The sequence below is a fragment of the Micavibrio sp. TMED2 genome (genome assembly GCA_002168225.1).
Taxonomy (GTDB): domain Bacteria; phylum Pseudomonadota; class Alphaproteobacteria; order TMED2; family TMED2; genus TMED2.
Genome location: NHBH01000001.1, coordinates 1,340,285 through 1,355,414, shown reverse-complemented (window position 1 = coordinate 1,355,414; position 15,130 = coordinate 1,340,285). Strand labels below are relative to the sequence as shown.

Genomic DNA, 15,130 nt, shown 5'->3' with positions numbered 1-15,130 from the left:
AAAAACCGGCACTATGGCCGGGCATGAATGGTTGAACTTGGTTGGCGGTGATTAGTTGCCCGACCGGGCTTTCAGACGGATGAACCCCCAATAAGCCGCAGCGCTGCCAAAACGCTTTCGGATTTCCGCACTGGCAGAAAACTGCTTTTCGGCTTCCTCTTTACTGCTTGGGCCAGTATTGCCGGGATCGCTCGGAACAGCACCGCCCGGCAATGGTGACGGCATCGCCGCCCGGCGCTTCGCCAGCGGGCTGCTGCTGCGTGCCGACCGGGATGCGCTCATAGCCTTCGCCGCCTCGAGTGCACCGGCACCGGACGTGATATGATCCGCAGCAATGTCGAAATCATCCGGGCTTTCGATCAGCCCCATGATGTCACTACACCGGGTCCGCTCTGCGGCGACAGCAGCGGCAATGGCCTCACCGCCGTCAACCGTATCTTCATCATCTTCGGCGGCCATGGTGTCATCACCGGCAATGGTGTCCGCATCATCTTCGGCGGTCATGGTATCGTCACCGGTGATGGTGTCCGCGCCATCTTCGGCGGCCATGGTGTCGTCACCGGCAATGGTGTCCGCACCGTCTTCGGCAGTGATCTGATCACCACCGCTGTTGCTGCTGAATTGCTTGCTCATTGTTGCCGTACTCCGTTCGGTTTTGGCTTGGGTTAATCGCGGCGGCACATGGCCACCACTGGTTGCTTGTTCGCCGATCCATGCCAGCGCATCAGCTTCCGACATGATTGCATCGACAAGGCCAAGTGACTTGGCACGCTCGCCAACGAATACATTGGCTTCCGTATCCATGACGGCCTGTTCACTGATGCCGCGATTGGCCGCCACACGGCCCACGAATACGGCATACAGATCATCAATCTGCTGCATGACCGATGCGGTGCTTTCATCGTCCAGCGACTTGAATTGCGCGAGATCGGACTTGCGCGCACCGCGCTGCAGATAGGTGACCTTCAAGCCGTCATTTTCAGCGGCGGCGGTGAAGTCATAATGGGTGACAATCACCCCGATCGATCCGACCAGACTGTCAACCCCGGCGATGATCTGCCGCGCCGATGCCGCCAGCGCATAGGCGGCGGAACAGGCGAGGTTGGAAACCACGGCATAGACCGGCTTGATCTGGTCAACCTTGGCAATCCGATCAGCAAGGCCAAAGCATGACCCGCATTCACCGCCCGGCGAATTGATCCGCAGGGCAATCGCCTTGACCGCAGGGTCATCAACAGCCTGATCGATCTGGCCTGAAATCCATTGATAGGATGTCATCCCCGACCATGGCGCACAGCCATTGGTTTCGTGCACCAGCGTGCCATCAATATCGATGACGGCAACACCACCCTCGATCACCGGCGCTTGCTGGTATCCACGTTTTTCCGGGCTGGACGCCGTATCAACGAAGGCCGCTTCCGGCAGCGGATCGACATCGATCCCGAAGCGCGGGCCAAGGATGCCCATGATGGTTTCCATTTTTGACTGGTCAATCATCATCGGACGGTTCAGCACCCGCGCTGCCAGCAACGGCAGGCGGGTGTTGTTCATGTCAGTCATCATGCTGTTCCTTATTCCGCGTCAACCTGATTAGGCCGGATGGCGTCATCCTGTGCTGCGTTCGGATCGATCGCGGGTGCGCCCACCAGCCCGGCTTCATCACGCATTTCCTGTTCGCGTGACAACTGCCGGTGGTTGGCATTGAAATCGCCGCCGGTCAGCTTCGCCGTTTCATCCTTGCGGGTGGACAGACCGGCTTCAATCCGCTTGGTTGCGGCGGAAACCGCCTTCTGTTCATCCATCTGCGGCATCGGCGGGCCAACCCATTTGGCTTGGCACCACGCTTCCCGCATCATGGGCACCTGATCGAAACCGGACAGGGTCATCAAATCGCGATCCTGCGCTTCCTGCAGCATCAGTTCATAGGCCCATTGGCAAAATTCTGAATAGAATTCACGCCGCCGAATGAACAGCCGCCAGACCTCGCCAAGCGCGCCGCGCGAAGCCGAGTATGACGACTGAAAATGCCGCGTCAGAACCTCTTTTGACAGATCCGTTCCGGCGGCAATTTCCGCCACGATCGCATCCCAGAACTGGGCAAATGCGGTGTTCGGGCGATTGACCGCAATCGATCCGATTTCTTCACCGGCCTGCATGTCCGAAAACACCATGCCCGGCCCGAAATCAACATCCGTGACCTGAAAGCCGTCGCCATCCTGCCGATCACCGGCAGCATCGGTTGGCAACCCGCCATCACCGTCCAGGGTTTTCTTGAACACGGCCAGACAGGCGGCCAGCACCGATGCGGTCAGTTCTGCTTCTGTCATGTCTGACAACTGCTTCAACTGCGAAATCACCGGTGCCAGCAGCGGCACGCCCCGGTTCTGACCGGCACGGGCCAGCAACGGGTCCATGACGTGATAGACATACCGGCTGCCATCATCGGCAAATGCCGGGATGCGACGCCACGTCAATCCCTTGGTCTGGGTCCGGCCATATCCTTCCGGGTATCCGCTGCAAACATGATAGGCGACGATCCGCCCGAATTCGTCACGCTCAACACCACCGGCAATCAGCGCATCATCCGGCCTGCGGTCAGGGTTGCTGACCCGTTGCGCCTCGATCACCTGCAGCCGCGTGGTAAACGTGGTGCGTTGCAGGTTATCGCCGTCATCGACCGCGACAACCAGACAATCACCCGACACCAGCATGGCCGCGAAAATGATCTGTTGCAGTGCATTGAACGACCACTGCCGGTTGAAGTCTGCCGACTTGCACCAGATGCGCCACAGCATTTCCATCTGCTTTGACATCTGGGCTTCCGTGGCCGGGTCAAGCTGCAGGGACTCGCCATCCGGCTGCGCATCCAGACGCAACCCGCCGCCAACGGTGTGCCCAACATGGGTGGTGATGATCGACTTGGGTAGCGCACCCGTGGTCACATGCTCGAGCGACAGGGCACGGGCATCGGAAATATCCGTCAGCAGGCTTTCATTGGCCGATGCCTTGTTGCCCCGCCGCTTCCGATGCACCCGCTTTGCTTCCGGTGACAGGGTGCCACCGGTAGCGGCCATGACCCGGAAACGGTTTTCAACCCGCTTGGCGACCAGACCCGGTGCCACCGGCAGCAGCATTTTATCCAGCGTAGTCATGGAAAAGCCGGGCTTTGATGTAACTTTTTTCATCGATCAACCCCCGAAATAACTGCCGCGACCACTGGAAAAATGACCGCGACCGCCACGCGCTTCCTTGCGCAGCTTGGCTTCCAGTCTGATTTCCCGCTGTTCCAGATCAGCGAGATTGGCGCGGGTAACGGTTTTGCCATCAATCGAAAACGACTGATTGCGCATCACGGCGGAAATCGCTTTCTGGACTTCCGCCAACTGTTCTGCGGTGGTGGTCATGCTGCATCCCTTCGGTCACGCGCCATCAAACGCGGCGTGACCCGCGCTTGATAACCCGCTTGTTTGTTGTCGTTTCAGTTGCCGGGGCCGCTGCCGGGGCGGCTGATGGGCCGCTGGTATGAAGCGGCGATTGCAGCCGGTCGAGCAGATCAAGCTGCGGTTGATTGGCGCTGCCAAAACGGTCGATCGACATTTTGCGCCAGTCATCCAGCCGCCATGTCCCCATGCCCAGCTTATAGGCGGCGACATGGGCATAGACTGCACAATCCAGCCCCTCACAGGCTTGGTTCGGTTTTGGTTCCCACCGCATCACCGTGCGACCGCCACGCTGCGGCTTATGCACCAGCACTTCGGCGGTCATCTGCTTGCAGGTGTCAATGTCAATGTCGTTCGGCAGGAACACATACCCCGGCGGATATTCACCCGTGTCAGGATCAGGGCCGTCGAGATTGAGCGCCGAATACCATGCACCTTTGCCAATCCATGTGCCGACACTGAACCATGTGATGCGGCGCGTCTTGGCACCGTTCACACCCTTGGAAATTGCCTGCTTCGGCGCGGACAGCAACGGCGCATTATGGCCATCACTGCCGCCCTTGATCGCCATGACATCCGACTTCCCGGCGGCAAAGCGATAAACTTGCTGCGTGCGATACCGGCTATCGACCGCCATCATCTTGATGCGCAGGGTGTGTCCTTGGGCATCGGTAAATTCACGGCGGCGGACTTCCTCCAGCGCGATGAACGGTGCCATTTCATTGGTGTCGCCTAGCAGCACCAGATGCGCAATCAGGTATCTGGTTTCGAGCACGCCCCAGCCATAAATATAAACCTCGATCCGGTCCTTCTGGACATCCGCACCGGCGGTCAGGAACAGCACACCATCGGGGATGGTGCCCTGCGCATAATCACTTTTCAGCGCCCGTTCATGCAGCCGTTCGGCGTCAGGTGCATCCCCTTGGATCGGGAAGGCCAGACCCAGCCACAAATTCCAGAACGTCTTTTTCGCCTCGATCGACCCTTCCGCATCAAGCCATGCTTCAACCAGCTTGTCCCATGTGGTCAGGTTGGACACCAGCGCATCGATATGAAACGACCGGTGATATTCCATCCGTTCGGGATGGGTTGCCACCGGTTCACCATGGGCGACCATGGCACGCTTCTGGTACTCGCGAATTTCTTCATGGCACGACACGCATTCAATGCGTGGATCATATGGCCATTTTTCGTTGTACCGCAGGTTGGCAAATTCCAGCCGCTGCAGCGTGCCGCAATGCGGGCATGGCACATGCCAATACTCCTGACTGCCTGCCAGAAAATCGGCATCCATCAGGCATTCATCTTCGAGCGTCGGGGTTCCCAGACGCAGCGACTTGTAATTGCCCGTCGCGTGATAGGCGATGTGGCGGGCCTCGACCATCTTGATCGGCGAACCCTGACCGGCAAGATCAGCTTCATATTCGCCAACCTCGTCACAGATCGACCGGCGCACCGTGCGCATCCGCAGTTCAGATGGGCTGCCAGCGCCAGCCAGCGCGCACCAGCCGCCGGGGAATTTTTTGCGCTTGACCGTGCTGCCTTCGCGCGACCGGCTTTTGACATCCGCGACCTTGCCCGACAGCGCTGGGCTTAGGCGGATTGCCGGGTCCAGCTTTTCTTCAATGAAGTTTGTCCGGGCCATCGTCGATGGCTGGACAACCAGCATTTGCGTCGGCTCGCAATCAATCGTGAACCCGATCCAGACCAGCGCCAGGGTTGATACACCGGTCTGCGCCGACTTGCGCACAGACACGATATTGCACGGATCACTATCGCGCAGGGCTTCCGCGATCGGGCGCAGATACGGCGTTTCATCAAAGCTGTATAGCTGGCCTTCAAACGGGCCATCGGGAACATAGAAATTGGCTTCCGCCCAATCGACTATGCTGGCATCAACCGGCGGGGCGAACATCGCCGCCAGCACCGTCGCCATCACTGGCAGCGCTTTCGCGTACATCCGCAACCCCTAAATCTCTGGCAAGATCGCCCATGGTTTTGGCAACCTGTTTTCGATAGTCATTGACCGCCGCTTCCCACACCTTCCGGTGCGCGGGCTTGTCACCGGTTTTCAGCGCGGCGGTTTCTTCCGCCTTGCGCGGCATCATCACCAACCCTTGGATCAGTGTTTCCGCCAACCGGGTCATGGCGTCTTCCAGTTCTTCAACCGGGATCAGCTCACGGGCCTGTTGCCTGAATTCTTCTTCTGCCTTCGCCAGCGCCAGCTTTTCCCGGCGCAGTTTCAGTTGCCGGACTTCCGCCACATCCAGTTCGGCTTGGCTTGGCTGGCGCGGCGCGGCTGGTTCGACCGCGTCAAGCGCGGCCAGATCATCACCGGCATCGGCATCACCGTCATCAAACAGATCATCGTCGCCGCGATCGGCGGCGGCAGCCTGCAGCTTGATTGTCTCGCCAACATCCCGGCTGTCATTCCACGCTGCTTTCAGCGCGGGCCACAGATATTCAATCCGGCGTTCACTGATCCGGTTGACTACATGCGGCGGCAGCCGCCCGTTGTTGCGGGCCTTGGACAGCGCACGCGGCGTTACGCCCAGAAGCTTCGCAGCCTTGGTTGCACCAATCCATTGCCCAGCACTGTCTGCACTGGTCATCGGAACACCTATCGGAACATTGATCGGAACTGTATTCGGGTTATCGGTACCCAGTTTCAGGGCTTTGAAACTGACCACATTCCGGGGCATTTTCACCCGTATATGCTGCGGCTCAGAGGGACCCGCGTTTATTGCAGAAGTCAGGCCGGGCGCTACCCCGGCTATGGTTCTGACGTAACCACCGTGTCCGCGCCTATCACATCGCGCGGGTCAGGTTGTGACCCCTGCCGCGCTTCTGCTTTCAGCGCCGCTGACTTCTGCAATGAACGCCGGACACAAAAAAGGCCGCGCAAAGCGCAGCCCCAGATCACCGGCCCAAAAGAAAACGCCCGAGGCACTTAGCTTCGGGCGTTCTTAACCGTTCGGGCAATGTGTCAAAGTTTTTCCGCAGCGTCAACCCCTATTCCACGGCAAGCGGCGATCTTTTTCACGTCGCACATCGAAGCGGGTCAGCAAATGGCTGTTTTCCGCCAGATAATCACTGACCAGCAGCATGGCGGCATGGAACAATTCGTATGATTTCCGCATGACCGGCAGGTCAGCCGGAGCATCAAGCACCATGACGGCGGTATAGACAGGCCGCTTTGACACCGGATCATATTCGGGAATGGCCTCACGCGGGTCTGATCCGGCCTGCCAGCCCCGGCGAGGCACAAACCGGCAGCGCGGCGACAGATGCGCATCAGGGGCACACCCGGTCAGGCCGAACTGGACCAGCATCATCCGCTGCTTGGCCGAGCAAAGCCGCTCAACTACGGCATCGACCGCTTCCGCATCGCGGTGAACGTTGGACACCTTGGCACCGCCGCCGGGGTTGGTATCAACCCGGATGCCAAGCTGGGACATGTCGAGCGCAGCACCGAACCCGGTTGATGGCTGCCAAGCCGGACCCCGATGCGCAAGCTGCAGCGCATAGGTCCAGTGCAGCAGCCGCTCCAAAGTGACGGTTTCCTTGGCCTTGGGATGGTTCAGAGTATGGCCGGGACAGTTATGGGACGGTTGGTGAATTTGTGGCATGATATTTTTATCCAGATATAACGGGTGGTTATGGAAAGTAATGGGACGGTTGGGACGGTTGGGATAGTAATATAGGTAAAAGTAATAACGCACACACAGGCAGGCGCATTATGGGAAACCCAGAAAATACCGTCCCAAGCGCCCCAACCGTCCCAATAGCTGCGCCAAGTGATTGTTTCCTAATCACTTTGATATTTATGGCAGCGGCATCAAACCGTCCCAATACCGTCCCATGACGGCGCGGAACCGTCCCATAATACTTAATAGGCATCGTCATCAGCCCCATCTACACTGTCCCCGGTTGTCGCACTAATGCTGTCTGCTGCCTCACTGGACAGCCCCATGTCATCGGTGATTATCAGCCCCTTCCACATCATCGTGGACGACTTCATGCGGACATATCCCTTGGCCTGCAGCGCCTTGTTGAAGCCACGCTGGCTGACCACCGGTATGGCGTTAGCCCGGCAGTATCGCTCATAGACCTCAAACAACCGCGCCGATGTCACGGTTTCCCCCGGTGCCTTGGCGGTACAGATTTCAAGGAACTGTCCGACCGGGTCACTGTCCTGCCGGTATTCGGACGTTGCCGCCCGCACGGTGTCCGGGATATGCAACCCGCATTCCGCCCACATCCTTGCCCCGTCCAGCAACCAGTTCAGGATGCCACTGGCTTCCGCCTGCAGCTTGGCAGGCAACCCGGCATCCCGCTGTTCCTCCGGGATCGTTGTTTCCCAAGGTATGAGCAGGATGCGCCGCCAGATGCCATCATCCGTGCCGTAGATATTCGGCTTGTGGTTACAGGACAGCACCAGCTTGAACTGCGGACTGAACGTAAACTGTTCCTTGTAGAGCGCCCGCGCACTGACTTCCTCGCCGCCGGTGATAACCTTGACGAGACTTTCCGACAGCCTTGATCCCACTTCCGGTTCTGCGGCCCTGACCAGCCGGACCCCCGGCAGCCGGACCAGATCAGGCGTGGCATCACCACCACCCTTGCGGCCATCGGCCATAAAGGTTTCGATCGGCACCGATGCCGAATAACTGCCCATGATCCGGGCAATGGTTTCAATGAACGTGGACTTGCCGTTCGCGCCGCCGCCGTAGTTGACAACCAGCACCTGTTCGGTGGTCTTGCCGGTCAGGCAATAGCCCATGTAACTCTGCAGAAAGCGCTGAATATCCGGGTCTGGCTGGACGATATTCAGAAACCCGCGCCATTGCGGACATTCTGCATCGGGATCATAGACCACATTGCCAATCCGGCTGATATAGTCACTCCGCTTGAACCGGCGCTTTCTGACCTGATCCTTGCCGCTTGTGTCGGACGGATCAGGCAATGTGATGGTGCCGTTGCCGAGCGAGAGCATAAACGGATGCTTGTCGAGAGCATCCGGCGGGCGCGACAGATCAACTTTGGATATTTCCGTCATTGCCTTGATCTTGGCCAGATCACCCGACCGTTCGCCGAACTTCCTGTGCCGTATGACGGCATCATTAGCGGCTTTCTTGACCTGCTTCGGGTTGCCGTCATCATCACGCCGCCCCATCAGATACTGGTAAAGCGCCGCCGCTTCCGGTCCCTGAATGCTTGTGCTGACATCACGGCACCGGCGCATGACCTCTAGGTCGCCTTCCTCACGGTCCCAGTATTTGCCGTTCCAGCAGTGCCAGCCGATCCGGCTGACATGCACCAGATCATTGCCATATCGATGGTACAGCCGCTTGGCATTGCCGCTGTCATTGCGTTCCATCATGGCATAATCAAGTTCTGCCTGATCGTATTCTTCGACAACACTGTCATCATCATCCGCGTCATCCATGGGATCATACATGGGCGGTGGCGCTTTCATCGTGTCGTCAACCGCTTGTGCGGCCTGTTCGGTCGTCATAAGGGGGCATCCTTACGGTGTTGTTTGTCCAGAGTGTCAGCGGCGGGCCGGGCCGATCAGGGGCTGTCAATCACCCCCGCGCGCGGTTGCCGATATTCAAAACGATACGACCGCAAATAACCGATGCCATCAAAGCAAAGCTCTGTGACGAGCCTGCGCTCAACCCATCTGAGCCATACAACCCGCCCGGCTTTGCCAAGGCCGACTGGTCGCCACGCAAACCAACGCTTCCACGCCAGCCGTCTGCCCTCATATTGACCAAGCTTTCTCATCCTGAGCACTCCCCGCCATCCGCTTGACACAGCACGTCAACATCATCATCAAAAATCCAGTCACCTTGCTTTTCGATATACCGCCGCAGTTCGCGGTGGCTGTAGCGCGCACTGAAAGTGCCAGCATATTCTGCCTCCATGTCATCCGGCCAAGTGTCGTCAGGTATGTCGCGGATGAACGATGCGATCTGCTTTTCACTTTTTTGAAAGCACTTGAGGCAGTTGCCGCCGATGGTCTTTCCGTTGACTATGGGCAGGCCGAGATCGAAAGGTGATGCCTGCCAAAACGCAGCGACATCATACCGTGACACGCCAGCAGCAACCATTGGATGCCATATAGCTTCGCGCGGCTGCGCAGCAGGATTGTGGCGGTCCGGTTCATCGTCTCGGATGCCAACTGCCTTGGTCCATTTTTTCCAGCCTTGCATGACCAGCCAGCGGCGGGCGGTACGGACCTTCAGTTCTTCAGTGCAAAATCGCTCTTGCTGGTTTGGCAGCCTTTTTTTGCGGCGAAGCAGATCATTAAATGGCTTTGGGTCTTTCCGCCGATGGGCAGTTTCAAAGAAAACCTGCTGGGCACGCGGCCCGTTGTCATAGCGATATTCCAACCAGACAATAGGCACGCCCCATTGCCGCTCAACCTCACGCACAAATTCAAGCGTTGGTTCGAGCTCTCTGCCGGTATTCGTGAATATCACCTTGGCGCGATCAGGCAAGCCGCCATTTGCAGCCATGATCTGATGCAGCATATAGGCGCTTGTGCGCCCGCCCGAGAATGCGATGTGCACATTGCCTTCCGGCAGGATGTATGGCGATAAATCCGTCATTCCAGCACCCCCGCCATCAACCGGTCATTGAAGTCACCCGGCACCGGCGGCGGCGTGACCGTCACCACCTTTCGCTTGCCGCCCTGATGGCGCGGACGCCATGCGGCGTTGCGCTGCGCCTGTTCTGTCCGATGCCGGTGATTGCGCCGGGCGGCATCCGACGCGCCTATGGGATCGGTGTAGATACCGACCCGATCCACATCCGGCGGCAGCGCAACCTTGGCCAGCCCGACCTGCGACAGGCACGGCCAGATCGCCCGCATATCCCGCCCGGCCAACAGATCCATTTGCATCAGCGACAGCCCGGTTTCGATGCCTTCACACAGGCCGATTTCACGGCCCTGCGCCGGGGCGAGCCGGATGCACCCGCGATCGATGTCACCCCACATCAGCTTGGCATTATAGGGATCACCCTTGGCATCCCGCCCCAGATCGGCCTTGCGGCTGCCGGTCGGGTCGAGATAGGTCAGATGCGTCCCGGCAAAATGCGGCAGGCCGTCATCGCCATAGCGCTGGACAATGCCGACCATCACCGGCCAGATTTTGCCATACCACGGCGCTGATCTGTCCGGGCGGCGGTTCCATGGCAGATAGGGCAGCCACGCAAATTTCAGCGCCGGTATATCGACCTCACCGATCTGCCCGGCAATCGCGAAGTAATCGATGTCGCGCGACCACAGATATTTGGCGACAAGGCTGCTGTCACCCTCACGGCTGACCGGCACCGCCGCCCGCGCCAGATCGGCAGCGGATTGCAGCTTGCGGGCCTTATCCATCCGGTCCCGCCGCTCACCCTCGATAATGGCCCGGCGGGCCTTGTCGCGATTGGCCGCCCGGATGCGGTCAAGCTGTTCCGGCGTCATACGGCTGTTCGGATCATCGATCAGCCCGACATAAGCCCCGGCCCGGTCGAGCGCCCGGCCATAATCCAGCCCATGCACCTGCATGAACCAGCCAATGGCATCCCCACCGGCCCCGCAGGAATAGCACTTCCAGCGCCACTTCCCGCCCTTGTAATACAACCCGCATGACGGATCGCGGTCGAGATGCGACGGCACCGGACAGCTCAGCATATGCGTACTGCCACGCTTCCTGACCGCGTGCCCTTCATCCTTGGCGAGACTGACCAGATTGACCTGCCGCGCCACATATTCGGCATCCAGCCGCTGGTCTGAATAATCACCGGTCATCGCTGCAACTCCATCGCCCGGATAACCCGATCCTGTATCCAGCCCATGACCGGCTCCGCCATGGAATTGCCGCACATCTTGTATCGCGCGCTGTCACTCATCGGCTTGCCGCGATACGGCACAAGGGTAAAATCGTCCTCGAAGCCCATGAGGCGCTCAAATTCGCGCGGCGTCAGTTTGCGGACGGCGTAGGGCAGGACAATATGGTGGGTGGCAGCAGCGTGAAGCGTGTGACAAGGATCACCGGGTTGCGGGTTGGAGCCGTTTGTTTTGCTGGTAATCTGGGCCGTATCGAAGGCAATAACATGCGACGCCTGATCGGTGTTGCAGGTCAGTGCCCCGACATAATCGCCGGTCTCATAAGCCCCGTCATTGCCGGTTGTTCTGTACGCAGTCGCGACAAACGTCTCGACCTCAAAATCTATCCGGTTGCCATGAGCGGTCAGCGTGGCCGCCACATCAACCGGCCCACTGGTATTGCCGCCGCCGAAAGCTACCAGCGCCTCACTGCCCCCCCCAGCATCGCGTTCGGACGCACGAAGGCTGGGCAAGCCATCACCGAAGGATGAATGACCGGAGCTCGCATATGGAACAATCCCGCCATCAAGGTCAAAGTCAGTGCCTAACCCGCCACCGCCTTGAATGCGTGCGCTAACTGTGGGGGCAATGTCTTTCCCCTTTTCTCGGCGCGGCGGAGCAACCCGGCGCAGGCCGTCGAACTCAGGAAGTATTTCCGCGACACTGACGGTTCCAGCACTTGCCACAACGAACACACGCTCGCGTCGTTGGGCCAAGCCGAAATATTGAGCGTCGAGTACCCTCCAGGAGACTTGTCGGCGGGGTCCAGCAACCACACCCGCGCGCGTCCATTTTCGTGGCGGAACGATGGCGGTATCGCATCCAGCCAGTCCGGCAAGGACATGCCCGAAGGCGTTGTCCCGGGTATTGAGGACGCCGGGCACGTTTTCCCAGATGATGATGAGCGGCTTGAGGCCAAGATTGCGTCGAAGATTGTCGATTGCATCGCATAACCTCAGAAAGTCGAGTGTGAGATTGCCCCGCGATCCGGTCAGGCTCGATCGCGCACCCGCGATAGAAAAATCCTGACACGGCGTGCCGCCGACAATCACGTCCGGCAGCTCGATATTGAGGCGCATCAGGTGACGCACCCGCAGGGCCGTAAAGTCACCCCACAGTGCTGGCTTGCCAGCAGGCCGGGTATGGCGCGCATCGGCAGCGCCAAACCGATGCTCGAGTACCGCACATGGCTTGGGATCGATCTCGGAGAACAGCACAGGCTGCCAGCCTTTCGGCTTCCATGCTTGCGAGGCAGCGCACACCCCGGCGCAGATTGACCAGTATTTCATGCCGGACACTCCGGCGGCGGGCCAATGACTATCGCCTGAATGCCATGCGCATCACAAATCTTGATGCAGCTCTCACAGGCATAATCATGCCCCTCGAGATAAAGAATACCACCCGCCGCCGCCCTGCCGGCAAAGACACAGGCATTGGCCTCCGCATGACCGTATTGCCGACAAACCTGCCGACACAAGTGATAGCCCTCGCCTGTTTTCATATCCTTGCGCGGACATTCGCGCGGCACATGGCGAATAGCATTATAGGCGATATAATGATCGCCATTCGCCGAGACGACGGTCGCCTTGACGTGCTGCTTAAGACATTTGCCAGCACCCATAGGCCAAAGCAAAAAACGCCCCATCACGCCACCGCCCTTTCCACCACTGCCGGGTGACACTCGACAATCCGCTTATAGACGCGCGGCTGGTTGTCCCGGACCCATGCCGCCACATCCGCGCACTTCGCGATCATCACCCGCAGGGCGATCAAATCCGGCGCACCCCATGGCTGATCCGGGAACGCTTTGCGCACCCCATGCCACGCCCAGACACAGCGTTCATGATTGCGGTTGATGTCACAGCTTGATGGCGTCCAGAACATCAGGCGATCACCCGCCCGGTTCATCGCCCCGCAATGCCAGCAGTAATACTGCCCGGCTTCATCAATCGTTTTGACATCCAGTGTCAGCGCTTGCCCGGTCATTTGAACAAATCCCATTGCTCACCGGCACGCACCGGCGCCATGTTCTGGTTCACCGGGCGGTCATCCCGCGCCATGGCATCGATCAGACCGTTGACCGCTTCGGCCAGATGATCCGGCAGATGCGGCAGCGACAGCCGGTTGTTGTTGCGCAGCGGCGCATCCACCTTGCGCCCGGCAAGGGCACAGACTTCGGCGAACACTTCATCACTGTCCGCCATCAGGGCGATCAGGTTGACCGTCTGCGGCATCCGCCCTTCATATATCCAACCCTCGACCGTGCGCTGTGACGCCCCGGTGATCCGGGCCAGCTTCTTAATCCGGTGCTGCTGATCGCCATATTCGCGGATGATGGAACAGGCAATCCGCCCCTCGATTTCCGACCCGGCGGGCGGTGACTGGTGATTGATGACTTGACGATGATCTAACATGGGCATGGTTCCTTCGCGTGTGTGTCACGACATCCCGCAATATGTTGCGGGGTTTTCCCCTCGAATTTCGGGGATAACCGGCGTATGCTCGAAACTGTCCAGAGATGACGGGCGAACAGCCGGGTAATGGTTCAGGGCATTGGACTTCACTGGCTGTTCGCCCCTCAAATCACGGGACAAGCCCGCGCGATCGGGAACACACAGACCCGCCAGCACGGCGGCGAAGCACACATCACCCACAACACAATCTGAAATTCGTCTGACCCCACCCGACACGTCACCGGATCGGGCCTGCCTTCCTCGCGGCCCACGATCCTGCATATCCGGGCTTGCGCCCGTCTCAACACGCAAATCCGATCCGCGCGACCTTCCACAATCGCGGGTCTGATTAACGGTGTATTTGAATATTTCCGGCATGGTCATATGTCCGGGATCGTGCATTTTTAGATGGTTGTCAACCATTTTTGCACGAACCGGCTATTATCAACCCATGTAAAAATGCCGGATATGAACGTTAAGCAGCTAATTTCACACAGAATGTCAGTGCTCGGGATTTCCAAGGCGGAAGCCGCGCGCCGTGCTGGCCAGAACTCGCCCAGCTTCATCAACAACGTGTTGCTGGATCGGGTCGAGAACATTACCCACAAGAACATGCAGCGCATTGCCAAGGCGCTTGATCTGGACCCGATGTATCTGGCCAAGCCGGACCTGTATGCCCAGGATTATGACGTGGATTTCAGCGATCTGGTTGACCCGGTAATTGACCGTAATCAGGAAGCAATCGCAGCAGACAACACCGGCGCACAACAACGGTTTCAAGCCACCGGCACCGGGACAGATATAGAGACCCGACGCCGCATGATGGGTGCGAAACCACAGACAATGTCACCCGCTGCCGTGGCCGCCCGCGTGGCGACCCGCGACGCCGAAGCCCCGGCTTTCCCGGCCAAATCCCTGCCGGTTTTCGCCAGCGCGCAGGGCGGCGATGACGGCAGCGTGATTATCGGCAATGAACCGATAGACTGGATCACCCGACCCGAACCGCTGCTGACCGTTGCCGACGCCTATGCCGTCTATATCACCGGTGACAGCATGGCACCGGCCTTTGACCATGGCGACACAGCACTGGTTCATCCGCACCTGCCGGTTGGCCGCGGTGATGACGTGATTTTCCAGACCGACAACAGGCCGGGCGAGGACCGCAAGGCATTGATAAAGCGACTGGTAACCACCAGCCAGCAAATCTGGACCGTGGAGCAGTTCAACCCGCGCCGCGAATTCACCCTGACCCGGTCAAGCTGGCCCAAGGCACATTTCATTGTGGGTAAATTTGCACGTTGATGTGCAAAAATGGTTGACACGATTAAAAATGCACGGAATGGTTTAGGCAT

14 protein-coding genes are annotated in these 15,130 nt (G+C 59.0%); 1 reads left to right on the top strand and 13 read right to left on the bottom strand.

The annotated features are described in order from the left end of the window. Positions 1–51: 51 nt before the first annotated feature. The 13 genes from CBB62_06525 to CBB62_06465 form a co-directional block, all read right to left on the bottom strand. Positions 52–1,563, bottom strand: a complete 1,512-nt coding sequence (locus CBB62_06525) for a hypothetical protein (GenBank protein OUT41958.1) — start codon at positions 1,561–1,563, stop codon at positions 52–54. Between the two features lie 8 nt (positions 1,564–1,571). Continuing rightward, entirely contained in the window at positions 1,572–3,185 is a 1,614-nt protein-coding gene (locus tag CBB62_06520; GenBank protein OUT41957.1) for a phage portal protein, read from the bottom strand. 3 nt (positions 3,186–3,188) lie between these two features. Next, positions 3,189–3,404: a hypothetical protein gene (locus CBB62_06515; GenBank protein ID OUT41956.1), complete on the bottom strand. Its 216-nt coding sequence runs from the start codon at positions 3,402–3,404 to the stop codon at positions 3,189–3,191. Between the two features lie 25 nt (positions 3,405–3,429). Beyond that, a complete protein-coding gene (locus tag CBB62_06510) occupies positions 3,430–5,400 on the bottom strand; it encodes a hypothetical protein (GenBank protein ID OUT41955.1) in 1,971 nt (656 codons plus the stop codon). After that, entirely contained in the window at positions 5,336–6,142 is an 807-nt protein-coding gene (locus tag CBB62_06505) for a hypothetical protein (protein ID OUT41954.1), read from the bottom strand. The genes CBB62_06510 and CBB62_06505 overlap by 65 nt, the downstream gene beginning before the upstream one ends. 303 nt (positions 6,143–6,445) lie before the next feature. Then, positions 6,446–7,069 (bottom strand): hypothetical protein, encoded by a 624-nt coding sequence (locus CBB62_06500; GenBank protein OUT41953.1) that lies wholly within the window; start codon positions 7,067–7,069, stop codon positions 6,446–6,448. Between the two features lie 260 nt (positions 7,070–7,329). Continuing rightward, on the bottom strand, positions 7,330–8,958 hold the full coding sequence (locus CBB62_06495) for a hypothetical protein (GenBank protein OUT41952.1): 1,629 nt from the start codon (positions 8,956–8,958) through the stop codon (positions 7,330–7,332). Positions 8,959–9,226: 268 nt separating this feature from the next. Then, the gene (locus CBB62_06490; GenBank protein OUT41951.1) at positions 9,227–10,057 is read right to left on the bottom strand and encodes a hypothetical protein; all 831 of its coding nucleotides are present in this window, start codon (positions 10,055–10,057) and stop codon (positions 9,227–9,229) included. After that, positions 10,054–11,247, bottom strand: coding sequence for a hypothetical protein (locus tag CBB62_06485; protein ID OUT41950.1), 1,194 nt, complete (start codon positions 11,245–11,247; stop codon positions 10,054–10,056). Before CBB62_06485 ends, CBB62_06490 begins: the two co-directional genes overlap by 4 nt. Next, positions 11,244–12,614, bottom strand: a complete 1,371-nt coding sequence (locus CBB62_06480) for a hypothetical protein (protein OUT41949.1) — start codon at positions 12,612–12,614, stop codon at positions 11,244–11,246. Before CBB62_06480 ends, CBB62_06485 begins: the two co-directional genes overlap by 4 nt. Then, the gene (locus CBB62_06475; GenBank protein OUT41948.1) at positions 12,611–12,946 is read right to left on the bottom strand and encodes a hypothetical protein; all 336 of its coding nucleotides are present in this window, start codon (positions 12,944–12,946) and stop codon (positions 12,611–12,613) included. Before CBB62_06475 ends, CBB62_06480 begins: the two co-directional genes overlap by 4 nt. 23 nt (positions 12,947–12,969) lie before the next feature. Next, positions 12,970–13,311, bottom strand: coding sequence for a hypothetical protein (locus tag CBB62_06470; GenBank protein OUT41947.1), 342 nt, complete (start codon positions 13,309–13,311; stop codon positions 12,970–12,972). Beyond that, positions 13,308–13,745: a hypothetical protein gene (locus tag CBB62_06465; GenBank protein ID OUT41946.1), complete on the bottom strand. Its 438-nt coding sequence runs from the start codon at positions 13,743–13,745 to the stop codon at positions 13,308–13,310. Before CBB62_06465 ends, CBB62_06470 begins: the two co-directional genes overlap by 4 nt. A gap of 441 nt (positions 13,746–14,186) precedes the next feature. Between CBB62_06465 and CBB62_06460 the strand changes: the two genes are divergently transcribed. Further along, complete coding sequence (locus CBB62_06460) at positions 14,187–15,080, top strand: hypothetical protein (protein ID OUT41945.1); 894 nt, start codon at positions 14,187–14,189, stop codon at positions 15,078–15,080. Positions 15,081–15,130: the final 50 nt, after the last annotated feature.